We start from the raw sequence: 23,585 nt of genomic DNA on the forward strand, positions 1-23,585 counted from the left end.
TCAGGTGTCAGATCTGGATTACGTGGAGTTGTCACTTCTTACGCGCCTTCGGATCGAGGGCGTCACGCACGGCGTCGCCCATCATGATGAAGCTCAAAACGGTCAGTGCCAGCGCGATAGCCGGGTAGAACAGAACCATAGGCTGAACACGCAGGGATGCTTGTGCCATCGAAATGTCGCCGCCCCAGGACACCACGGACGACGGCAGACCGATACCCATGAATGACAGGGAGGCTTCGGCAACGATGAATGTTCCCAGTGCCACGGTTGCGTAGACGATCACCGGTGCCATCGCGTTCGGCAGGATGTGGCTGACCACGATATGCCAGCTCGATGCGCCGGTCGCGCGCGCTGCCGTCACGAATTCCTCGTTCTTGGTGGACATGACGGCGCCGCGGGTGATGCGCGCAATCTGCGTCCACCCGAAGCATGCCAGCACCAGGACGACCATCCACACATTGCGGTTGTCGCGAAACATCTGCATGAACACGATTGCGGCAAGGAGCAGCGGAACTGCGAAGAAGATGTCGATGATGCGGGAGATCACGGCGTCCACCCAGCCACCGAGGTATCCGGCGAGGGCGCCCAGCGATCCGCCGATCAGGACGACGGCGATGGTCGTGAAGACACCGACCGTCACTGAGGCGCGAGCGCCGTAGATGACGCGCGCGTAGATATCGCAGCCCTGTCGTTCGAAGCCGAAGGGGTGCCCGGGACCGGCTGGTTCAAGTGAATTGCCCAGTTCGCAAAAACGCGGGTCCTGTGAGGTGAACAGCTGCGGCACAAAGGCCATGAGGAGCGCGATGAAGATGATGATGGCTGCCACCCAGAACATGGGGCGCTTGCGCAGCTGTTTCCACGCTTCACCCCACATGGATGAGGGTGCTGAATCGTCAGCTACGGCGTCGACGGCACCCAGGCCGGTCTCGTCAATTTCAGAGACGTAGTGCTGCTGTCCATGGCGAGTGCGCTCAATGGACGCGGAAGGAATCAGATTCTCACTCATAGCGGATCCTCGGGTCGAGCCAGGCGTACAGAAGGTCAACGATCAGGTTCGCGATGATGTAGACAAGCACGAGCACAGTCGTGAAGGACACCACCGTTGCCGGCTCGCCCTTGATGACTGCCTGCCACAGCGTGCCGCCTACACCGTTGATGTTGAAAATGCCTTCTGTGATGATGGCGCCACCCATGAGGGCGCCGAGGTCACCGCCGAGGAATGTCACGACGGGGATCAGTGAGTTGCGCAGAATGTGGCGGCGCATGACCTGTCCGTTCGACAGGCCTTTTGCCCGCGCAGTGCGCACGAAGTCGGCCGCGGTGTGCTCAGACACTGACTGGCGCGTCAATCGCAAGACATAAGCCAGCGATTGGGCGCCCAGCACTATCGCTGGCATCAAAAGATTGGTGATCGTGGTTTTACTGCCCACCGTGGGCGGCAGAATGCCCCATTTTACGCCGACCAGGAACTGGAGTACGAAGCCGATAACGAAGGTCGGTACCGAGATGACCACGAGTGACAGAACCAGAACCGTTGAGTCGAAGAAGCCGCCACGACGCATGCCGGCGATGACACCGAAACCCACACCGAGGATCGCTTCGAAAAGCAGCGCCATCACTGCAAGCTTGATGGTGATGGGGAAGGCTCCCGCCATTACTTCGGCAACTGAACGACCCGAGAAGGTGGTTCCAAAATCGAGAGTGAAGACGCCTTTGAGGTACAGCAGGTACTGCATGTACAAAGGCTTGTCGAGGTTGTATTCCGCACGGATACGCGCCTGTACTTCCGGGTTGAGGCCACGGTCGCCTCCCAGGGCGGCAACGGGATCACCAGGCATCAGGTACACCATTGCGAAAATCAGAAACGTGGCTCCGAAGAAGACCGGGATGATCTGGAGGAGCCGTCGTCCGATATATCGGGACATTGGGTATTTCCTTCGGGGTGGACAGGACATGCTCGCCCCTCTGATTGCTCAGAATCGCGTGCATGTGTGCTACAGGATCACGGAGCTGACGCCTCGCGATCGTTTCGGCCACTCACCTTTTGCCGTGAGACCTGCCAACGTCGAATGTTCAACATCGTGCAAACTTCACGCCAAAATATGCAAGCTTCGCTTGGTGAGCGTATCACTAATTCTTTTAGTCTTGGGAGCCGAGTCGGCTTTTGAGCGGCATTCACGTCACTTTTGCACTGTCTGACCCATCACATCAGAGACATGTTTGTGCAGGTCACTCGGTTGGACGTGAACATAGTTCTGTGGCGAACAGGGGATTCCTGGTCGCCACAGAACTATGTAGTACTGATCTATATGGAGCAGATCACTGCTTGGTGATCAGGTAGTACATCGGAACGCTGTGCCAGTCGAATTTCACGTTGTCCACGTTTTCTGACCAGCCACCAACCACGTTGGAGTACCACAGCGGGATTGCCGGCAGATCCTGGAAGAGGATCTCCTGGGCCTGATCCAGCAGCTTGTTGGACTCTTCCAGCGAGCTTGCACCCGAGGACTTGGTCAGCAGTTCATCGAATGCAGGGTTCGAGTAATTGCCGTCGTTCGCACTTGCGCCAGTGCCGTAAATCGGTGCCAGGAAGTTGTACTTACCGGGGTAGTCAGCCTGCCATCCAGCTCGCATGGCTCCCTTGATGGAGCCGTTGGTGACGTCGTCACGCAGTGACTTGAAGTCCGGGTAAGGGTTGCCTTCCGCTTCGATTCCGAGGGTGTTCTTGATGGAGTTGACCGTTGCGTCAACCCAACCCTGGTGACCGCCATCGGAGTTGTAGGCAATGGTGAACTTGCCTTCGAACGGAGCGATGGCCTCAGCCTGTGCCCACAGTTCCTTCGCCTTGTCGGCATCGTAGGTCAGAACCTCGCTGCCGGGGATCGAGTCGTTGTAGCCGTCAACGACAGGTGAGGTGAAGTCCTTGGCAGGGGTGCGGGTACCGGAGAAGATCTTCTCGGTAACTTCTTCACGATTGATCGCGTAGGAGATTGCCTGGCGACGCAGCTTGCCTTCTTCACCGGTGAAGTGCTCAAGGTCGTTCGGAATGGTGAATGCCTGGAAGATAGCAGCAGGCTGGTTCACCGAGCGTCCGTTGAGCTCGCTTTCATAGGTCTGGAATGCGTTTTCAGGGATGGCGTCCAGCACGTCGAGGTTGTTGCCCACGAGGTCCTGGTAGGCCGCGTCCTGCTTGGCGTAGAAGGTGAAGTGGAGTCCGCCGTTCTGCGGCACACGCTCACCCTGGTACTCGGGGTTCGGGACCAGTGAGAAGCCTTCGTTGTGAACCCATGCGCCTTCGCCGTCAGCCATGTAGGGGCCGTTGCCGACCGGGTTCTCGCCGCCGGCTTTAGGATCAGCCAGAGTAGAGTCGGGCAGCGGGTAGAAAGCTGAGTAGCCCAGACGCTGTTCGAAGTCAGCTTCCGGCTGCTTGAGCTTGATGGTGAAGGTGGTGTCGTCCACGACCTCGAGGCCGGTCAGATCGCCGTTGCCTTCCTCATCGGCACCTTCGATGGGTGCGAAGAAGTAAGCGGAGAGCATGGCCTCTTTTGCACCGAGCTTCCATGCCTCAACGAAGTTCTTGGCCTTCAGATCGGAGCCGTCAGAGAACTTCAGGCCTTCCTTCAGTTTGACGGTGTAGGTCTGATGGTCGTCAGTTTCGATGGACTCGGCCATTTCCATGTGGCTTGCGCCTGTCTCATCGTAGTAAGTCAGTCCGGCGAACAGCACGTCAAGAAGACGGCCACCGCCCGTTTCGTTCGTGTTCGCAGGGATCAGCGGGTTCTGAGGTTCAGATCCGTTGACCTCGACAATGCCACTTGATGCTGCGGCACCGCCTGATGCTGCGGCACCGCTTTCACCACCGTTTCCTGATTGGTCGCCGCTGCCGCCGCCACATGCGGTCAGTGCAAGGGCGAGGGCGGCCGGAACCGCCAGCCATGTTCTCTTAATCCTCATGGGATGCCTCCTGATTTTTATGCAGGTGCTTCTGGGCCGCTGTGTCACGTACACAGGACACGGATGCCAGATGTCACAGACACTACCGATCAATCTGCCTCAAAGCGTTGAGAGTTCACCATGTGGAAGCTACAATTTGGTCACGAATTATCACGAAATGATCAAGAACTCGTCTTGATCATTGAAAACAAGCCGAAAGCTCACGTGGTGTCGTCGGGTCACTTTGTGACAAATCCTCATCTTTGTCTCAATCGATTGTGCCTGATTTCACACACTATGGTCAAGGCTTCGTCATGGGACCGTCACCAACTGATTTGCGACTACCCTTGAGTGCATGAAACCCAGCGCTGCAGGTCACGTCATCACGTGCGGAGAGGCACACGCGACGGCACTCCGCACACCAAAGCGTCGCATCACGCAACCGCCTGACGCACTACGCATCGGCATCAGCGGCGGAATCGGTTCCGGTAAGTCGGCGGTGGCGGACGTTTTTGCCCGCCGCCATGCCACTGTTGCAGATGCAGACCAGATTGCCCGGGAGGTCGTCGCACCCGGTTCGCCCGCGCTGCACGACATTGCGCAAGCGTTCGGCACGGACATCCTCAACGCTGACGGCTCGTTAAATCGTCCGGCGCTGGCACAGCTCGTTTTTTCTGATCCGGCGCGGCGCACCCGCCTGGAGGCATTTACTCATCCGCGTATTGCTCGCGAGTCGGCGCGCATACTCGCCAGCGCACCGCCCGGCACCTTCGCTGTCTACGACGTTCCTCTGCTGGTCGAGGGTGGCCTGGCATCCATCTTTGACGTCGTCATTATGGTGGGTGCTCCGGTGCAGATCCGAGTCGAACGCCTCGTGAGCCGTGGTCTGACAGCTGACGATGCCCGCGAGCGCATCGATTCTCAGGCAAGTGAGGCTGAGCGACGGGCGGTGAGCGATGTGTGGATCGCGAACACGGGCACGGTCGCTGATCTCAACCAGGTGGTCGAGCGACTCATCGACGACTGGCTGACACCGCTGCTGTCATAGGCAGGCTCCCCACGCCACCAGATGGCAGTGCGGGGAGCCTGACCAGATCCTTATCTGTCAGTGCGTATGACGGCGACGTCGCGTCGCCACCATCACGGCACCCACTATGCCGATCACGGTGACCGCTGCGAGCAGACCGCCATCAGCGCCGGTGGCTGACAGGTGACGCCCTCCCGCCGATACGTTTGGCGACGCACCCGGTTGCGCTGATTGACCATGGCCGCGGTTCTGATCGGTTCCCGGCTCGGTCGGCTGAGTGCCCGGCTCGGTCGACTCACCGACAGGCACCGCTGTGAACGTCAATACCGGTGAGATCACTTCACCACCGTTGACATCGCTGACCACCACGTACCAGCTATGTGTCCCCACCGGCACATCTTTCCACGTCGCACTGGCAGTGCCAGGTGTGGCAACAGCCTCGGCAGTCCCAATGAGTCGGGTGGACAGCACGTCCGCGGAGAAGCTGTCCGTGCTGAGCACGCGCTGTGAAGGTGTGATTCCCAGCTGCGCATATGAGACATCGAAATGCTGGTACTCATACGGATTGTCGGCGCTGCCCAACAGCCCCTGATCATCGGAATTGTAGCGCTGCAGCGAAGGTGAATACGTGCGTACCATCATGCGCTGGCCATCGTTGTCGAAATGCAGCAAGCGCAGGTAGCCCTGGCCACCCTCGGGAAGTGCCTGGTAGTCGAAGAGCATCGATGTCACGGTGCGCTCCGCTACGCCGTCCCCATCGTCATCGAAGCTGTCCGTGCGGGTGAACGCATCGTGGTAGTGCCCCGACATCACCATCCGCACATTCGGGTTCGTGGCGACGACCTCATCAAGGATACGCTGCGGGATCGGACCGAGCCCACCGGTCGTCAGCATGAATTCATGCAGGTCGATGATTGCGATGCGGTCCGGGTGAGCGGCCAGCACCTGATTCATCCATTCAATTTCCGCGTCCCCTGGTCCCCAGCCCTGGTAGACGGCAATGAAGTCGATGCCTCCGGCGGAGAACAGATCGAAGTGTCCGCGGTTGTCCTCATATGAGCCGCCGTACCACGGGTTAGCAGCGAAGCGTGCCTCACCGAAGTTCTTCGAATACTCCGAGTAGTCGTTGGCAAGGTGGCCAACATCGTGATTTCCTGCCAGAACGCCATAAGGGAATCCCGCCTCATCGAGCGTGCGATACGCCGGATTGGCACGGTCCCACTGATGCTGCTGGTCGAAGTCGTCGATAATGTCACCTGTGTGGAACAGGTACTGGATATTCATGTTGGCCCGCTGATCCAGCAGGTACTGGTGGATGGCGAGCTGATGTGGGTAGTAGTCGTCGCGCTCGTTGTAGTACTGCGTGTCCGATTCCCAGGCGAGCGTGAAATCGTACGTGGAGCGCGCCTCGTCGTCGGCGTGCGCGGGAGTGACGGTGGACTCACGCGTCGTCAGGTTCTTCCCGGCCCACCCGTCGGAATGCTGGATCAGCACGGTAATCACACCATCATGCGCATACGTATCTGTCTTGACGAGGGCGTCCAGGTCAAATTTTTCGTACGCACCATCTGCTGCAGACGCGGCGCGCGTGTTGGCCGAATCCGTGCCTGTGCCAGTGATGTGGCGGTCGACCTCATCCCAGGATCCGTCAGCGGCGCGCACGCGCATCGACACCTGAGCGTTCCGTTCAGCCTGTCCGGACCAGTGCACACGCACCGTGGCGCCAGCGTCGCTGTCGCTGACAGGAATCTCGAACAGTTCATACGGGAAGGCATCATCTGAGGTGACCTGTTTGACCACATCATCATCCTGGGCAAGCTGCTCGATCTCGTCACTGGTGAGCGGACGAGCTGACTCACGCTCAGCTTGGGCAGCGTCATTCACTGTTCCGGAGGCGGTGCGAATGGTGCTGTTGTCCACGCGTTCACCTTCGTAGAATTTTGCGGTGACTTGGTCGCCTGCTTCATCATCCACGTGGGCGCTCAGTACCACATCGCCGGCTTCCACACGGGCACCGTCACCAGGAGTGAAGGTTGCAACCGTGGGGTCTTCCACGGGCGTCGTGAAGTGGGTGGTGACAGTTGCGGAGTTCCCCAGTTTGTCGACGGCAATGACGGTCAGTTCATGGTTGCCGGCCGGCAGTGACGTCGACGAGGTGGTCAGCGGAAGGGTGATGTCCTTGCCGTCGAGTGTTGCGCTGAGTGAATCCAGTCCAATCCCACTGTCAGTGGCGGTGGGATTGACGGTGATGTCACCCTGGAGCAGGGCGCCCTCGTCAATGTGTGTCTCGATGACCGGAGCCGTGTTGTCGACCCGCAGGACACGTGTGACGTTGTGCTGGGTGCCGTCCACTGTTGCCTGCGCGGTGATGGTGTGCGTGCCGTCTATTGCTGTCGTGGTGTCCCACGCGTGGCGAGCGCCGGTGAACGCGTCGTCAGGAATGTCGAACGTCGCGTCAAAGAAATCGTGCTTGCCTGTGGAATCGCCCATGCGCAGCCATTGTGTGGCATCGGAGTATCCGCGTGGGGTGAGCGTGCGTCCGTCCGGCAGGATCAGTCGCAATGCACGCACATCGAAATCGTCGTTATTTTCGTTCTCGTCAATCCCGGGTTTGGCTTTGGTACCCGCGTAGATCGAGGCGGTTACGGCCTGTCCGTCCATGTAGACCAGGGGCACGGGCGTTGAAATGGTCGTGATCTCGCTGTAGGTACCCTCATCGAAAATCGTCAGGATGTCGCCATTGGGGGCCAGCACGCCGTTGCGGAAGAACGTGTCAGTCTGCGTGGCTTCGAAGGCGAAGACCGGCTCACCTTCCAGTGAGGCTTCCGTCTGCACGTTCGTGCCATCGATCGTCATCGTGATTGACGAGGGGTCATCGGTCGCCGCAATCAGGTCGGTGGTGCCGGACACCCAGTCATTGTCGGCATGGTTGATACGCAAGGGGTCAGTGACTGCTCCCTGGATGGCAACTCGTACGGGAGCGGTAGTTTTGGTGAAGGTTCCGTCCGTGTAGGTCAGCGTGTAGTCGAACCAGCGTTTGCCGGTCATGTCAGCGGCAGGCACCTCGAAGGTGAAGTGCGTGACGTCTTCGCTGTCATGTGTCAAGTTGATCGCGCGCGAATCTTTATCGGCGCTCGACTTCATGTTCAGTGTCACCGTCTTGACGCTGGTGTTGTCCGTGATGGTGAAGTCGAATGCCAGTGGCTGGTCGGCGCGAACTGTGGATGGGGTGGCATCTGTCAGCGCCGGTTCCTGCGTGTCTGCGGCTAGTGCGACCAGGGGCCTGGGGAGCTGGGCAGCCATCAGTGTGCCCGGCGATGCCGGGTGAGTTCCAATGCGGCCCTGTGTGGTGAGGTCGTCCGTGTTCACGCAGAAATGGAATCCCTTGTTGTATTCGACCTCTTTGCCGTTCATGTTGTAGTAGGCCCGGTTAACGACCGCGCCGGTATTCGTCTGGATCTGCATGCCGCGAGCACCACCATTGGCCATGCCACCTGAGTAGATTTCCACCAGGTCCTGGCCCATAGTCAGCGACGTACCCCACTGCTTGTTGAAATCGGCTGCGCCCAGATCATTGTTGTTGCCGTTCCTGATCCAGAACACCAGGGTTTTTCCGGGTTGGATCACGACGTTGTCAGGGGTGGAGGGCCACAGTGCCGAGCTCTTCGAATCGGGGTACAGGTAGCTCAGCGTGTAGTTGGAGAAATCGATGGGCTGGTCGGTGGTGTTGGCAATCTCAATGAACTCAAAGCCATCTGAGCCGGACACGTTATCTGTGTCGGGTACAAGTTCGGTGATCATCAAAGGTGCTGCCGTGTCAGGTGCGTCCTGTGCCGACGTGGGGTCATCGGGGTCTGGCTGACCTGACTGGTCGCCGGGATCTGGCTGAGAGGTGCGGACGAACTGCTCGTCGCGGACAGTGCCAGGTGTTGCCGTGGCCTGCGACGCCAGCAACGTCATCGACTGGGTGTCTGATACGGCGAATTCTGCGACTTTGTTGGCTCCGACGGAGCCGGCCGGGTAGTACGACCACGATTCGATTTGCCCGTCTTTGAGCACCCGGATTCCGCGCTCACCTTTGTTGGCCATACCTGCCTGGCCGGTGACGCGCACAATTCTGGCGTTGTTGCTCATGGACCAGTTGGTGCGAAAATCTGCGTCCGTGCGCGCAAAGGAATCGAGGTTCTTCGCCGTGTAGGACAGCCACATGATGATTGTTTCGCCTGGACTGAGGGTCAGGTTGGCGTCGTCAACCGTCAGTTGTCTGTCCTGAGAGCGGTCATCGGAATCGGCGTAAGTGTAAGCGAAAGAGTACTTCTGTTCAGCAAGGTTGATCGCCGCATCCGTCGTGTTGTGGATTTCGAAGTATTCGTATTCGTCAGAGCCGGTATTGTCGGGCGCAATCTCCGTGATCATGATCGGCGGAACGGTGGCCTCAGCCTGTGCCGGGCCACCGCTCCACACGCTCGTCATCATCAGAGCTGCCGCCACTCCCATAATGAGGACGCGAGGTCGAACTGAAAACATGTGTATGTACTCCATCAGTCAGCAAAAATCACTATGACTTCACTGACGCTAATGACGCAGTTCAACCACCCGGTAAACACTGCCTAACGTGTAGGTTTACCGGTGTGTGAGCCTTCTTTCCTTTATTCGAAAACCTTCGCGATCTGGGGACTTTGGTCGATGTAACCCTCCAGCACGCGGCGTGCCACGGCAACGGAATCGACCAATGGGTGGTTGGCCATTGCGCGCCATGCAAGGGTGCTGTCCCCCTGCGTTGCCGCCTCGATCACGAGTTCCTCACAGCCCTTGACGGTGGTGATGAGTCCGAGTTCGGGACCGGTCACAGGCCGCACGTGCTGCGGATGAACTCCGTCAGCGTCGACGCGACAGGGCACTTCAATCACCGCGTCTTCGCGCAATTGCGGCACGATCAGATCACCGCCCGCATCCGAGTTGCCCACACCCAGGATCATGCGTGCGCGTGTGCCGGTGGTCAGCGAGTTCATCAAATCGAAGGCGACCTGCTGGTAGCCACCTGCGGCGATGTCTTCGTCACGACGGTTGGCGCGGTCTTCCTCATCACGGGATTCGGCCATGTAGGTCGCTTCGCGCTCGTCATGGACCCTGGTCCATGCGGCTGCGGCATCGTGGTCGCTCGCTCCGGCGGCTTCGTCATAGAAAGCGCTTTGCTGCTTGTCGAGGAATTCGCCGCGTGTAGCCTTTTCCTGCCTGATCCGGGCGACTGATTCGCGGTTGAGGTAGTAGTAGAAGAGGTATTCGTTGGGCAACATTCCCAGTGCGCGCACCCACTCAAAACCGATTGTGCGTGCCTCTTCGATGTGATCCAACGCGGCATCGTCGGCCAACAGGTCGGGCAGACGATCTGTGCCGTCCAGTTCCAGCGACCGCAGCCACCCCAGGTGGTTCAGGCCCACGTAGTCGAATGTGAGACGAGGATCGTCCTGGTCAACCCAGTGATGATCGATGCCTGCCGCCGCGCTGACACGGCGCACCAGTCCGATCGGCGTATCGCAAATACCAATCACACGGGAGCCCAGTTCGCGCCGCATCGCCTGAGTAATGATTCCGGCAGGATTCGTAAAGTTGATGACCCACGCATCGGGAGCCACCTCGCGCACTGCACGAGCCAGTTCCATCGCGATGGGCAGTGTACGGAACGCATAGGCATAGCCACCCACCCCGACCGTTTCCTGTCCGAGGATTCCTTCGGCCAGCGCAACACGCTCGTCAGTGACACGTCCGGCTGTGCCGCCCACTCGTATGGCTGAAAAGACGAAGTTGGCTCCCATGAGGGCCTGGCGCAGGTCGGTGGAGGCGGTCAGTGTCGGTGGATGGGCGAAATCCATTCCGCGGATGACCGCCATCATGACGTCGAGCCTGCGCTGATCGATGTCATAGAGGGCCACTTCGTCGACGTTCAGGCCACTATGAGGCCCCTTGCCCTCGCGTGCTGCTGAAAGAACTTCGATGATCTGCGGGGCGCGGAATCCGCCTCCGCCTGCAATTACAAGTTTCATGCGCTGATCACTTTCGTGTTTGTTCCCTCAAGCTCTGCCAGTGAGGGGGTGGTGGATATTTCGGCGGTCGTCACAACACCCGTCAAGTCACTGAGATGGCACACGGTCAGCAGGCCTGATCCCGGAAACTTGTCCGATGACGCGACGGCGAAGGTTTGTTCAGAATGCGCGATGATTGATTTCTTGATGGGCACTTCCATTCCGGTCGAATCCATCAAAGCGCCGGAATGGCGGATACCCGAGGTGCCAACGAATGCGATGTCAGCTCTGATTGCCTCCAGTGCATGTTCAGTGAGGCTGCCGACCAGTGACAGGTAGTTTGTTCGCAACACACCACCCAGTACGACAAGCGTTGCTTCACATTCGCCTCGCAGTTCGTCTGCGACAGCCAGGGAGGCAGTGACAACGGTCACGTCGCGATGCCTGAGATGGCGGGCCACCATCACGCCGGTAGTGCCGATGTCGATGAGGACGACCGACTGATCGGGTACGAGGGCTGCAGCTGACCTGCCGATACGATCCTTCTCTTCGGCTGATCGCATAGCAACCGTGGCAAAAGGCTGGTCCTGTGTATCGTGCGGGGATTCGCTCAGGGTTTTAAAGCTGGGTACACCGCCGTGAATTCCGCCGCCGCGCACGCGCGTCAGTGCGCCTTGCTCATCCAGACGGTTCAGATCGCGCCGAATCGTTGACTCGGAGGTGCCGAAGTGCTGTGCCAGATCGGATACTGACATACTGCCGCGGTCATGTACCAAGTCAAGGATTCTGGCACGACGCTGATAAGCCAACATAGTGCCAATTATAACGAAATTCTTTCAATTGTGAGCAATATTGGTCATTTGCAAGCACAATGCGCCGAAATATCGCTACAGTGTGATGAGAACAAGATCACGTTCAGTTCCACATTGGCAAGGAGGCATCCGTGGGCACTGCGTCGTCAGATGGATCAACCTGCGTCATTGGCCCTGTCTTCCTTGACGTTGTCATGTCGGGACTTGCAGGCCCCCCGCGCCCAGGTGAAGAACAATGGGTATCAGGATGCGCCATCACTGCAGGTGGAGCAGCAAACCAGGCCATCGCTATTGCGCGTTTACTTCAGGCGCCTGACACAGACGATTCCTCCCGTCCACGCCTGGTCACCACTATCGGCCAGGATCGAGCAGGTCATCTGGTGGCCGACATCCTGACCAGTGAAGGGATTGACCTGAGGTGGGCGAGCAGATGTGACCGCCAGAATGTCACGACGTCGCTGGCATTCAACGGTGACCGGGCAATGGTGACCTATGGCTCGGAGAGCGTCTCACTGTTGGCAGATGTCATCCAGAGGGATCACCCGGCCGCCCTCGTCGCTGACATGAATGCGATTAACGCCAACCACGACAGCATTGCTCAGTGGGGTGATGTGTGGGTGCTGGGCGATGTTGGTTGGGACCCAAGCGGGCAGTGGGATATCGACAATCTGCGCGGCCTTGACGTCACCGATGTGTTCACTCCCAACGAGACTGAAGCGATGCGTTACACACGCACCGACAGCGTCGAGGAGGCAGCCCGGGCACTGTCGAAGAAGGTGCCGCTGGTGGTTGTCACCTGCGGGCCGAGGGGAGCTGTCGCCTGCGATGGAACGGACCTGTTCACGGTCCCGGCCCTGGATATCCCTGTTGTTGACCCGACAGGTGCCGGAGACGTGTTCTCAGCGGGCCTGACCTTCGCTCACCATGCGAGGCTCCAACCGCGCGCCGCAGTTTCCCTGGCAATCGCTGCCAGTAACTACACCGTTCGCTTCCCTGGCGGTTCATCCAGCGCGCCGACCGGTTCCGACCTGCACCACTGGGTCGCGAGCCTTTCGCGAGACCTCACCAAGGGACTTGACCTGACTTTTCTTGATGTACTCAACGTTTAAATGACACGACCGAAAGGATGTAACACGATGAAGTATTCTTCTCACGGCTCGGCAATGGTTGCCGGACTGGCGTGCCTGGCACTGATGGCGGGGTGTGCTCCCAGCGGCGGAAACGGAGGCCAGACCAGCGGCGACTCCGGCTCCCAGTCGACGGCAGCATCCGAAGTATCAACCGATATTTCGAACGCCCCCGAACAGACACTGGTGGTGTGGGACCAGGAAGTGCGCGGCGGCCAGAACGAACAGATCGAGCGCCTCAACAAAGCGTTCATGGCGAAGTACCCGAACATCACCATCGAGCGCAACTCCCAGTCCTTTGACGATCTGCAGACCACATTGCGTCTGGCTCTGACCGGCGCGGATGCGCCTGACGTTGTGCAGGCCAACAACTCGCGTTCCATGATGGGCCAGTTCGTCCAAGCTGGACAGATCCAGTGCCTCGACCCGTATGTGGAGGCCTACAAGTGGAACGAAACTTTCGCTGAAGGCATTCTGGCGAACTCTTCGTACTCCTCTGATGCCACCAAGTTCGGTGAAGGCTGCGTCTACGGTCTGCCGCAGGTCGGCGAATCAGTGGGGATCTACTACTCGAAGGCCAAGCTCGCTGACCTCGGTCTGAAGGAGCCCACAACCTGGCAGGAACTGGCCGACCAGCTGCCGACCATCAAGGAAGCCGGTGAAACACCGCTGATGCTCGGTAACGTCGAGAAGTGGCCGGGACTGCACGTCTTCGGCGTCGTGCAGGGCGCACATGTGGACGCAGATACCGTGCGTTCGCTCGGCTTCGGTAACGCAGGTGCTTCGTGGAAGACACCGGAAAACGTTGCTGCCGCCACGCAGATCCAGGAATGGGCCAAGAACGGTTTCTTCAACGACGGCTTCAACGGCGCTGACTACGACAGCACTTGGCAGGATTTCGCCGGCGGCAAGGGCGTGTACCTGATTGCCGGTTCATGGCTCGCACCTGACCTGCTCGAAGCAATGGGTGAAGATGTCGGCTTCATGCTGCCGCCAATGGCCGAAGGAATGGATGCGCCGCAGACCACCGGCGGCACCGGATTGCCGTTCGCCATCACGTCAGCCGCGAAGGATGTCAACGTCGCTGCGGCCTACATCGACTTCCTGACGAACGCCGATGCGATGAAGGTTCTGGCTGAAACCGGAAACGTGCCCGTCAACGATACGGCTACCTACGCCGCCAACGAGAAGGGCGTCGTGGCCGATGTCATGAACGCCTTCGACACGTTGACGAACTCCGGCAACGTTCTGCCGTACCTCGACTACGCCACCCCGACCTTCGATCAGGTTCTTGGTGACGCACTGCAGGGACTGCTTGATTCGCAGATCACCCCTGACCAGTTCGTCGACACTCTGGAGACGGCGTACACCGAATTCACCAACCAATAATGCAGCCGGTCGCCCTCGTTCGTCTTTCATGATCAACGAGGGCGACCCATCCGCTTTTTATATCCGTTCGCGTGTACATTGAGGAGGCTTCGATGACCAACCACACCGGCGGTGCACAGACAGCGACCGCCACCAGTTCACGCCCCGCACGTGGACGCAACAGGTCACGCGCACAGTCACGGTGGGCCATGTCGATTGCTCTGCTGGCACTGCCAGTGCTGGTGTACGGCGCATTCATGCTGTACCCCATCGGTCGCGTCATCACCCTGTCGTTCTACAAGTGGGATGGCCTGGGCGTAGGAACATGGGCAGGGTTCAACAACTACGTCACAACATTCACCGACCCCAGGCTGTTGGACGCCTTTTGGCATGCTCTTGTCCTCATCATTTTCTACGCGGTGTTCCCACTGATCATCGGCCTCGTCCTGGCGACACTGCTGACACGCTCAAGCGTGCGCGGGCTCGGATTTTTCCGAACCGTCGTCTTCCTGCCACAGGTCATCGCCATGGTGGTGCTGGCCATTTCGTGGCGTGAAATTTACGCGCCCGACGGGCTGCTCAACCGTGTGCTCCGGGCGATCGGTCTGGGCGGACTTGCCAGGCCGTGGCTCGGTGACTACTCGACGGCGCTGATCGCCGTGGGCCTGATCGGCACATGGGTGTCCACCGGCCTGGTCACCGTCCTGCTCATGTCCGGAATTGCGCGCATCCCGCGCGAGTACTACGAGGCAGCCATGCTTGACGGCGCTGGGTGGTTTCGCCGCTTCTGGTCCGTCACTATTCCAAGCGTGCGTGGTGAAATCCTCGTCTCACTGACCCTGACGGTGATCGCAGCGCTGAAGACATTCGATCTGGTGTACATGACGACATCGGGCGGCCCCGGCACATCCACAACCGTGCCGTCCTACGAGGTCTACAACCAGGCGTTCCGACTCGGACAGGTGGGAACGGCCTCGTCACTGGCGATCGTACTAACACTGGTGATCTTCCTGATCAATCTGACCATCAACCTGTGGGGGGAAAAGGACCAATGAAAACTTCTCCCGCTGAAAAAGTCGTCAGCTACATCGTGTTGATCTTCTTTGCGCTGCAGTCCCTGATCCCCATTCTGTATGTCCTGTTCCTGTCGTTGAGTTCAGAGAAAATCAACGACTCGTCGTGGGGACACATCGAGAACTTTGCAAAAGCGTGGAGCCAGGGTAAGTTCTCGCTGTACATGAAGAACTCGGCGATGATCGCCGTGGTTGTCGTGACGTCGGCACTGGTGCTCTCACTGATGAGCGGCTACGTGCTCGGCATTTTGCGCCCGCCTGGCTCCAACGTTCTGTTCTACGTGTTCCTCCTGGGCATCATGGTGCCGTCCGAAGCGATCATCCTGCCGTTGTTCTACGATCTTCGCACCCTCGGACTCACCGACACGCTCTGGGCGGTGGCGCTGCCGCAGATTGCGCAGTCACTGGCATTCGGCACATTCTGGATGCGCGCGTTTTTCCGCTCAGTTAACCCATCCATCCTGGAGGCTGCCCGGCTTGACGGCGCCGGTGACATCCGAATCCTGTGGTCGATCCTGCTTCCACTGGCACGTCCCGCAATCGTGACTCAGATTGTGCTGACGTTCATGTGGACGTGGAACGACTTCCTGATCCCGCTGGTCATGTCACCGACCGGCAGGATGCGCACCGCCCCGTTGAGTCTGGCATTCTTCCAGGGCCAGTACACCACCGGATCCACGCTCCTGGCAGCCGGAGCGGTTCTTGTTGCATTGCCTATGGTGATCCTCTTCCTCGCCCTGCAGCGCAGCTTCATTTCCGGAATGACCGAAGGAGCAGTTAAAGGCTGATATTTGACCGTGATTGTTGAAAAGAACTGGAGAATTTGCAATGAAGCACCTACTCAGATCGGTCGCGCTCGCAGGGGCGTGTGCGCTTCTGGTCCCAGGAATGATGTATGCGACGCCGTCCCTCGCGGCACCCTCGTCTGAGGCACCTGAATGGGCATTCGGCCACGCCCAAACCTCCTCAACCAGTGATCCAACAAAACTCGATGTCCTCGGCGTGTGGGCGCACCCCGATGATGACGCGTCCTTCAGTGCACCGTGTGGCGTGTGGGGTGATCTTGCCGATGTACGCTGCGGCATTATGCTGACCACGCGCGGCGAGGGCGGCTCCAATTCAGTCGGCTCCGAAGCCGGGCCGGACCTGGGCCTGCGACGTGAAAACGAAGACCGTGCGGCGCACGTACGTGACGGCACAGTTGATGTGTACTTCCTTGACCGGGTGGACTTCTTCTACAACACGTCCGCGCCGCTGACTCACCAGCTGTGGAACCATGACGAAACGTTGCGCCGGGCCACACAGGTTGTGCGTGAGACCCGACCCGAGATCCTGGTGACATGGCCCGCCTCCTTCGACGCAGGTCACGGCAACCATCAGGCCGCCTCGATGTTGGCATGGGAAGTGGCGCAGGCAGCTGCTGATCCCAACCGTTTCCCTGAACAGCTCAGCGGACCCAACGCGGTTCAGCCCTGGCAGGTCAAGAAAGTCACCGAATACGTCTTTGACTTTGGCAACACCACCAAGCTGCCTGATCAGGCCAACTGTCTGGCTGGCTACGCCGGAATCGAGGGACGTCCCTACACCGTGGCCGGAACGTGGACAGGATACGAATCTGAGTACACGTGGGTGGAAGGCAACGTGCAGGGACAGCCTGCCGGAACACCCAAGACCTGGGCGCAGGTTGGCGGTGAAAACGCCAAGGCTCACGCCACTCAGGCCCGCCTGATGGAAAAGACCGTTGTCGACAATCGATGTACACGCTTCCTGGTGGGTAGGTCGTGGGTACCGATGCAGGAAAACGGCACCGAAGGTGGCGGCGATGATCGTTCCATCCTCTTCGGCGCATCCCTGCCTGACCCCAGCGGCATGCCACTGGGCACACTGATGTATGGATCACCGGAAGCCCAGATGGTAGCTCCCGGTGAATCGGTCGACGTCACTGTCACGCTCGTGGCTGGCGAGCAAGCAATTCCGGCCGGCACCGTCTCGATTGACGTCCCCGAGGGGTGGACCGTCAGCGACAAACAGGCAACAGGTGAACTGGCGTCCGGTGACTCAACCGATGTCACGTTCACTGTGACCGCCCCTGACTCCAGTGCCCTCGGCACGATGCGTCTGCCGATCCGTTTCGCCTCAGATTCTGCCGAGATGACGGGCTACAACGAAACCCATGTTGACGTGGTGGCCCCGGTCAACGGCCGCTTCACGCGTGCCGGCAACGCCGCCTACTACGATCAGTGGACCGAAGATTACAACGTCTTTGTCTACGGCCAGTCACCGGCGCGGCGCGCTATCGGTGCAGGTGAATCGATCACGGTTCCCGTGACCGTCACAAACCGTTCCAGTGAAGCGCAAAGTGGCACGGTGGAGCTGACGGTTCCGGAAGGATATGCACTCAACCACCCGTTACAATCATTCGAAGGGGTCGCACCGGGTAAGACGGCGACGGTGGAGTTCATTCTCACTCACACTGATCCTGCTGCCGTCGGCAACACGATTGACGAGGTCACAGCCACCACAACCGCTGGAACATCGGTTTCGACCGAGAAGCTCGAACTGAATGTCGTGCCGACGACGGTGATCCCCAAGTTGGCGAAGGCCCCTGCTCTGGATGGTGACGCGTCAGCCTACGGCAGCACGCCGATCAGCGTTGCCGCACGGTGGGAAGGCGAGGAGTGCTCCTCCGAGGCTGACTGCGGCGGCACGTCACAGGCATGGCTGGGATGGTACGACGATGCGCTGTACGCTCTGGTCGATGTGGTCGACGAGCAGGCCTCAGCGGCGGTAACACCTGACCGCTGCTTCGGTCACTGGCTGGTTGACTCCGTCGAATTCCTGCTCGACCCGCTCGCACCGTCCAACGATACGTCCACCACGTTCAAGCTCGGTGTTTTCCCATTCACTGATGACCCTGACGGTCGGAACGGCAACGGCGCGAACGGCCCATGCTGGTCGCGTGACGCTGACCATCATCAAGGATTCTCCACAGGGCCTTTGGCGGAAACTATCGAGGGTGGCCTGAACGCTCCCGGCGTTGAAGTCAAGGCATTTGCCCCTCGTGACGATTCGGGTGCCTACACGGATGGACACTACAAGCTGGAAGTCAAACTGCCGTTGGCAAACCTGCCGGCAGCAATTGGCCCCACGTCCACTGCACCGACCGGAGATCAGGCCAGCAATGCTGTCAACCCGACCTACCTGGGCTTCAACATCACGCCGTACGATTCCGATACGCCTGACTTCGTTGGCCAGACCCGTCTGGCCTGGTCGGCTTTCGGATCTCAGCAGTCTGAGCCGTACCGGTGGGGTCACGCCTACCTGGACGGGTACGAGCCTCCGACGGACCGTTCCCATGAAGCTGGCGATCCCATCATTCCTGACAGCGCGCTGGACAGTATTGATTCACCTCAAACGGTGTTCCAGTCCGCTACACGAGGCGTGCCGATTGCAGGTCTGATGCCCGCCGCCGATGTCACCGTGGCTCCGAGTATCGATGCCGAGGCCATCCGCGTTCCGCTGTCGGGAACTCAGGCCGGCACGGCGCGCGCCTTCCTGTGGAAAGGGGATCCGTCCTTCATTCCGGTGTGGACGTCCAGCTGCGCGAACTCCGCGCACAACTTCGACGCATGTTCACCTGATGACGGGGCAGCGATGCCGTGGCAGCCGAATATGGGTGGCAGGCTCCTGGCCAGCGTTCAGGCCGACGTGGGGAGCACCGACATGACGATCGAGCTGACCGATGAGATTCGCGCAGCACTGGGTACCGACGTTCACCTGCTGGTGTCCTACCGCAACGGTGACACTGTCAACGCGTGGGCCTACCCGCTAGTGGCGAAGAAGGCCGGTGACACGCCTACACCCAAGCCGGATACCGACAAGAAGCCCGGCGATCAGGATGGGCAGCGTGGCGGCGACGCCGATCAGGGCGATCCGAACGCAGCCGGCCGACCAGGTGGCGTCGCACGAACCGGCGCGTCAGGTAGCGCACTCATCATGCTCGCAGCGTTCGGCGTGGCCGGAGCTGCAGGGCTGGCAGCATCGCGGCGGCGACACTAACGCTGATCGCGACGCATTTGAGCAAGGAGGTTGAAGCCGTTCGGCCCGTACCACACGTCGATATCTTCCGGGATGTCATGGAGTGCTTCGGGCCGAAGCGGCGTCAACGTGCCGTGCGAAAGCATTTGCTCAAACTGAGTCAGTGATCGGATGGCGATCCCGGCAACACGTTCCGGATATTTGCGGGCAAAGTCCGCATAGATTTCCGGGTCGTGTTGCCCGTCGTCTCCCACCAGGAACCATCGAACGTTCGGAAGTTCAGTGACCAGGCGCTGCAGTTCGCGCCGTTTGTGTTCACGGCCCGAACGGAACCATGTATTGGCGGACGGCCCCCAGTCAGTCATCAGAAATGCTCCCTCAGGGAAGCCCATCCGCCCCAGGAAGTCCCGCATTGCGGGCAACACGTTCCACGCACCGGTCGACAGGTAGATGACGGGAGCGTGCGGCCGGTTAATCGCCTCAGCGTGCTGGTCACCTTCAGCCAGTTCATTGAGCAGGCGCATCATTCCCGGCACCGACTGACGTGACGAAAAACGATCGACGAGGGCGTGCCGCAGCGCTATTGCCATACGTGGCAGCATCGACACCAGCACCGTGTCATCCAGGTCAGAGACGACCCCGACCCGCTCATTATCACCGATGATGCGGACTTTAACGGCGACGGGCTGGCCGGCACGAATTCTGCCCGAACGCTTCTCACGCTCAGGCGTGTCTTTCCTGTCGGGCTCACTTGCCGTCAAGACAAGATGCTCAATGTAGGACAGGTGGCCGCCAGCCGTTGAGGAAAGATTCTCCGGCACCAGCTGGTACAGTTCCTTACCTGCAGTGACGAACACCTGCTGGCCTGACGGCATGGTGGGGATGGCATTGATGCGCTGAAGAACTGCCCGTTGTTCGCGTGAAAGCTGAGTGCGCAGTCGGCGGCGCTCCGCAGTGGGCGTGACATCGGTGTGCGTATGTTCGTTGCGCACGTGATGCAGAATCGGAGCGTCGCCCTCGACAATTCCCAGGTGTGCCACGTCGCCGGCGTGCAGAACCTGAATCCACGCGTCATGCCAGCCGGGCGCAAGTCCATGGTTGCTCAGTGTCAGGTCGATGTAGCCTTCCGCGTTTGCGAAGCAGATGACGCGTGCCTTTCCCACGGTGATCAGGGCGGGTTGGCGTGGCACCTGCGCGTCGAAGAACTGTCGCCAGCCGCGCCTTTCGGCCAGCCATCGACGCTGATCATCTGTGCGGCTCATGAGGGCGCGCGCCAGGATGCGCACCTGCGTTGCAGAGCCGTACCCTCCGAATCCGACGACGGAGGGATAGAAACCTCCGAAGGCCAGTGCATGCGCCAAGCCGGTGGAGGCGAATTCGCTCACCGTATTCACTGCGCGCAACAAAGGCGCGAATGTGGCGCGGGCACCCTGGTTCTCGCGGCGGGCATCCCCTGTGTGCAGGCTGTCGGGTTGATCCCCTGTGTCCGGTTTAATCGTCGGATTCACCTTTCGTGTTGTGCTCACTGAGACGCGAATCAGCCTGCGAGGCGAGGGCGCGAACGGTTACCAGCGTACCAATGAGTTCCGCGGTTGCCCTCCGAACGACTGATTCGCCCACTCGTCCTTCGCGCACCGCGCGCACAATCGGAGCCGTGAAAGTGTCATCCGGGGAGGCCGGAGTGATCCAGTTGGTGCCTGCAGGCACCATCATGTCAACCGGGCACGTGTCGTAGGAGGTCCAATCGGTCATGATCATGCCGCGCCAGCCCCACTCGCCTCGGATAATCGTCTCCAGCAGTTCGGTATCTGCAGCGGTGTGACACCCGTTGACGCCGTTGTAACTGGTCATCAGCGTTGCGGCCGGGTGCACGCCGATCGCGACTTCGAAGGATTTCAAGTACAGTTCACGCAGCGCACGCTCCGGAATCAGCGACTGGTTGCGTTTGCGGGAGGCTTCAGCGTTGTTCGCCAGGAAGTGCTTGTAGCAGGCACCCACTCCCCCGCTTTCCAGGCCCTTCGCAAAATGCCCCGCCATCATGCCAGTCAGATACGGATCTTCCGAAAAGTATTCAGGGTGGCGCCCGCACAGGGGGTGGCGATGCAGATTCATGGCCGGTGCCAGGATCACGTCAATCCGGTTGGCGTGGGCTTCCTGGCCGATCACCCGACCGACTTCCTCAGCAAGATCCACGTCAAATGTGGAGGCGAGGACGACCGTCGTCGGCATCCCGATGTTCGGTTTCCTGATGTTGACACCGGAATTGCCGTCAGCCACTACGAATTCAGGCAGGTCAACGCCCGCGACGGTGGCCATGATGCCGGCAGCGCCTGTCCCTTCCATCCCCCAGTCGTCTCGCGAACACACCAGCAGCCGCACACACTGATCCACGTCGAGCTGTCTGGCCAGGTCAGCTGCCGTGGCCCGCCCTGCCGCCACGTCGTCAAATGTGACTGGGGTGTCAGAAGGCAGGGCTTCCTCCAGTCCGTCACGCGAGGGGACATGGCGCACGGGGATAAAACCGGGAGTATCCCTGATTTCGCTGCGCGTGCCCTGAGGCCAGGTGTGGGAAGGGTCGCGCCGTGAAAGCGCAGTGACCGGCTCAGGTGCGCGCATTACTGGGTGTCCGTGGGCAAGAACCCGGTCAGCGTCAAGACGGAACTGGCAGGTCTGGCCGGCATCGGCCGCGTCGTGTCCGACAAACAGGGTGTACTCCCCTTCCGTCACGATCCAGCTGGACACCTCTTCATCCCATACACTCAGGCGGTCAGCGCCAACGTCCAGGCGCACGACATGTGATTCACCTGGCTCAAGGAGTGGCGTTTTCGCAAATGCCACGAGTTCACGTTCAGGTGTTTCGATCCGCTCATGTGGCTTGCGCACGTAGGCCTGGACGACGTCCCGGCCGGCACGCTCCCCCGTATTCGTCACCGTCACATCGATTTGCGCATGCGGGTGGCCCCCCTCGTCACTGTTGATCGTTGCCGAGGGCGTCAGGTCGAATGTGGTGTAGCTGAGTCCGTAGCCAAATGGGTAGGCCGGCTCGGCGTCGAATGTGGAATAGAAGCGGTAGCCCACATAGATGCCTTCTTCGTACGCCGTGTCGATCCATGTGCGGTGTTCGGCGTTGTAGCGCGTCTTTCCACCTGCACAGTCGTAGAAGTTGACGTCGGCGGGCAGGTCCGCGAGTGCCCGTGGCCACGAATCTGACAGGCGGCCAGAGGGGTTCACTGCGCCCGACAGGACGCGTTCGATGGCGGGGCCGGCCAGCATACCTCCCACTCCTGCAAGGATGAGCGCATCGACCGGGTAGGTGTCCATGAAGGACACGTCAATGGGGTACGGAGTGTTCAAGATGACGACGGTGCGGTCGAACAGGTCGCATACAGTGCGCACGAGGGTGTCCTCGGCGCTGTCAAGTCTGAATTCTGCCTCATCTGAGCTGTTGTCCGTGTTTTCTCCGCAGGGGCGGGTGAGCACGATAATGCCGGTGTCGGACAGTGCGCGGGCGCGATCACGCAGGTCACGTGGTGGCAGATCGTTGGTTCCGGTGCGGTAGAAACAGGCCAGTTCCTCGTTGAGAGTGAACGTGTCGGATGCTTCGATGGCATCACGCAGCCGCACCGTGTAACGCGGGTTGATCCTGCCTGCCCCGACGATGGCGGTGCGGAAGGCGTGCACGCCTGCTCCGAACAGGTTGAGTGTGCCCGAAGGCAGCGGCAACGTGTTGCGCCGGTTTTCCAGCAGGACGATTCCTTCTTCGGCGGCGCGCAGGGCGATGGCGTCGTGGTGTGCGAACGCTGGATCGGGGGCAGTGTCGGGCAGGGTGGTCAGCGTGAAGCTGGTCGGTTCCATCACCGTGCCGTTCAGGTCGCGAAATCCCCGGACCGTGACGCGGTGGCAAGTTCCTCGCCGGGTGAGCACGCCGAATACTGTGATCCCCAGGTGGGTCACGCCCCGGATAGCCAGAACGTCAGCCAGCACGTACGGGGTTGGGGAGCCGTCCAGGAAAACATCGCCCGGATGTTCCTTGTCGATCTGCGTGCTGAATGCCAGTGAGACACAGCCTTGAAGGGAGCGGTCCAGCATGAACATCTGGCCGTCGGGATCATCGATATCGACAGTGATTCCCTCGGACGGGATGCGCAGCGTGGGTGCGGACGGTGTTGGAGTGACAGCCATGT

14 protein-coding genes are annotated in these 23,585 nt (G+C 59.9%); 6 read left to right on the forward strand and 8 right to left on the reverse strand.

Annotated features, from left to right (window positions below):
* Positions 1-31: 31 nt before the first annotated feature.
* From QP093_RS07450 to QP093_RS07460, 3 genes are all read right to left on the reverse strand, one after another.
* The gene (locus tag QP093_RS07450; protein WP_058237537.1) at positions 32-1,006 is read right to left on the reverse strand and encodes an ABC transporter permease; all 975 of its coding nucleotides are present in this window, start codon (positions 1,004-1,006) and stop codon (positions 32-34) included.
* Positions 999-1,925 carry an ABC transporter permease gene (locus tag QP093_RS07455; RefSeq protein WP_285015963.1) on the reverse strand — a complete coding sequence of 309 codons (927 nt, stop codon included), beginning with the start codon at positions 1,923-1,925 and terminating at the stop codon, positions 999-1,001. Before QP093_RS07455 ends, QP093_RS07450 begins: the two co-directional genes overlap by 8 nt.
* Positions 1,926-2,319: 394 nt before the next feature.
* Complete coding sequence (locus tag QP093_RS07460) at positions 2,320-3,954, reverse strand: peptide ABC transporter substrate-binding protein (protein WP_285015964.1); 1,635 nt, start codon at positions 3,952-3,954, stop codon at positions 2,320-2,322.
* 334 nt (positions 3,955-4,288) lie between these two features.
* Here QP093_RS07460 and coaE point away from each other — a divergent pair, with 334 nt between their 5' ends.
* The gene (gene coaE, locus QP093_RS07465; RefSeq protein WP_285015965.1) at positions 4,289-4,981 is read left to right on the forward strand and encodes a dephospho-CoA kinase; all 693 of its coding nucleotides are present in this window, start codon (positions 4,289-4,291) and stop codon (positions 4,979-4,981) included.
* 57 nt (positions 4,982-5,038) lie between these two features.
* Here the strand turns inward: coaE and QP093_RS07470 are convergent, their stop codons facing one another.
* The 3 genes from QP093_RS07470 to QP093_RS07480 all read right to left on the reverse strand — a co-directional run bounded on the left by QP093_RS07470 (position 5,039) and on the right by QP093_RS07480 (position 11,795).
* Entirely contained in the window at positions 5,039-9,487 is a 4,449-nt protein-coding gene (locus tag QP093_RS07470; RefSeq protein WP_285015966.1) for a lamin tail domain-containing protein, read from the reverse strand.
* A gap of 122 nt (positions 9,488-9,609) precedes the next feature.
* Positions 9,610-11,004 carry a family 4 glycosyl hydrolase gene (locus QP093_RS07475; RefSeq protein ID WP_285015967.1) on the reverse strand — a complete coding sequence of 465 codons (1,395 nt, stop codon included), beginning with the start codon at positions 11,002-11,004 and terminating at the stop codon, positions 9,610-9,612.
* On the reverse strand, positions 11,001-11,795 hold the full coding sequence (locus QP093_RS07480) for a DeoR/GlpR family DNA-binding transcription regulator (RefSeq protein WP_285015968.1): 795 nt from the start codon (positions 11,793-11,795) through the stop codon (positions 11,001-11,003). The genes QP093_RS07475 and QP093_RS07480 overlap by 4 nt, the downstream gene beginning before the upstream one ends.
* A gap of 131 nt (positions 11,796-11,926) precedes the next feature.
* Here QP093_RS07480 and QP093_RS07485 point away from each other — a divergent pair, with 131 nt between their 5' ends.
* From QP093_RS07485 to QP093_RS07505, 5 genes are all read left to right on the forward strand, one after another.
* A complete protein-coding gene (locus tag QP093_RS07485; protein ID WP_285015969.1) occupies positions 11,927-12,904 on the forward strand; it encodes a carbohydrate kinase family protein in 978 nt (325 codons plus the stop codon).
* A 27-nt stretch (positions 12,905-12,931) separates the two neighbouring features.
* A complete protein-coding gene (locus tag QP093_RS07490) occupies positions 12,932-14,311 on the forward strand; it encodes an ABC transporter substrate-binding protein (protein ID WP_285015970.1) in 1,380 nt (459 codons plus the stop codon).
* Positions 14,312-14,403: 92 nt separating this feature from the next.
* Positions 14,404-15,345 carry a carbohydrate ABC transporter permease gene (locus QP093_RS07495; protein ID WP_285015971.1) on the forward strand — a complete coding sequence of 314 codons (942 nt, stop codon included), beginning with the start codon at positions 14,404-14,406 and terminating at the stop codon, positions 15,343-15,345.
* Complete coding sequence (locus QP093_RS07500) at positions 15,342-16,151, forward strand: carbohydrate ABC transporter permease (RefSeq protein ID WP_058237545.1); 810 nt, start codon at positions 15,342-15,344, stop codon at positions 16,149-16,151. The genes QP093_RS07495 and QP093_RS07500 overlap by 4 nt, the downstream gene beginning before the upstream one ends.
* Positions 16,152-16,191: 40 nt before the next feature.
* Positions 16,192-19,422, forward strand: a complete 3,231-nt coding sequence (locus QP093_RS07505) for a PIG-L family deacetylase (protein WP_285015972.1) — start codon at positions 16,192-16,194, stop codon at positions 19,420-19,422.
* Here the strand turns inward: QP093_RS07505 and QP093_RS07510 are convergent.
* On the reverse strand, positions 19,419-20,927 hold the full coding sequence (locus QP093_RS07510; protein ID WP_480295130.1) for an App1 family protein phosphatidate phosphatase: 1,509 nt from the start codon (positions 20,925-20,927) through the stop codon (positions 19,419-19,421). The genes QP093_RS07505 and QP093_RS07510 overlap by 4 nt on opposite strands.
* Entirely contained in the window at positions 20,893-23,583 is a 2,691-nt protein-coding gene (locus QP093_RS07515; RefSeq protein ID WP_285015973.1) for a beta-glucosidase, read from the reverse strand. The genes QP093_RS07510 and QP093_RS07515 overlap by 35 nt, the downstream gene beginning before the upstream one ends.
* Between the last annotated feature and the right edge of the window lie 2 nt (positions 23,584-23,585).

It is taken from the genome of Pauljensenia sp. UMB10120 (assembly GCF_030212035.1).
GTDB lineage: Bacteria > Actinomycetota > Actinomycetes > Actinomycetales > Actinomycetaceae > Pauljensenia > Pauljensenia radingae_A.

Excerpts from the sequence above, each read along its gene's own strand:
- QP093_RS07450 (WP_058237537.1), bottom strand. The coding sequence starts at position 1,006 with ATGAGTGAGAATCTGATTCCTTCCGCGTCCATTGAGCGCACTCGCCAT.
- QP093_RS07455 (WP_285015963.1), bottom strand. The coding sequence starts at position 1,925 with ATGTCCCGATATATCGGACGACGGCTCCTCCAGATCATCCCGGTCTTC.
- QP093_RS07460 (WP_285015964.1), bottom strand. The coding sequence starts at position 3,954 with ATGAGGATTAAGAGAACATGGCTGGCGGTTCCGGCCGCCCTCGCCCTT.
- coaE (WP_285015965.1), top strand. The coding sequence starts at position 4,289 with ATGAAACCCAGCGCTGCAGGTCACGTCATCACGTGCGGAGAGGCACAC.
- QP093_RS07470 (WP_285015966.1), bottom strand. The coding sequence starts at position 9,487 with ATGTTTTCAGTTCGACCTCGCGTCCTCATTATGGGAGTGGCGGCAGCT.
- QP093_RS07475 (WP_285015967.1), bottom strand. The coding sequence starts at position 11,004 with ATGAAACTTGTAATTGCAGGCGGAGGCGGATTCCGCGCCCCGCAGATC.
- QP093_RS07480 (WP_285015968.1), bottom strand. The coding sequence starts at position 11,795 with ATGTTGGCTTATCAGCGTCGTGCCAGAATCCTTGACTTGGTACATGAC.
- QP093_RS07490 (WP_285015970.1), top strand. The coding sequence starts at position 12,932 with ATGAAGTATTCTTCTCACGGCTCGGCAATGGTTGCCGGACTGGCGTGC.
- QP093_RS07495 (WP_285015971.1), top strand. The coding sequence starts at position 14,404 with ATGACCAACCACACCGGCGGTGCACAGACAGCGACCGCCACCAGTTCA.
- QP093_RS07500 (WP_058237545.1), top strand. The coding sequence starts at position 15,342 with ATGAAAACTTCTCCCGCTGAAAAAGTCGTCAGCTACATCGTGTTGATC.
- QP093_RS07505 (WP_285015972.1), top strand. The coding sequence starts at position 16,192 with ATGAAGCACCTACTCAGATCGGTCGCGCTCGCAGGGGCGTGTGCGCTT.
- QP093_RS07515 (WP_285015973.1), bottom strand. The coding sequence starts at position 23,583 with ATGGCTGTCACTCCAACACCGTCCGCACCCACGCTGCGCATCCCGTCC.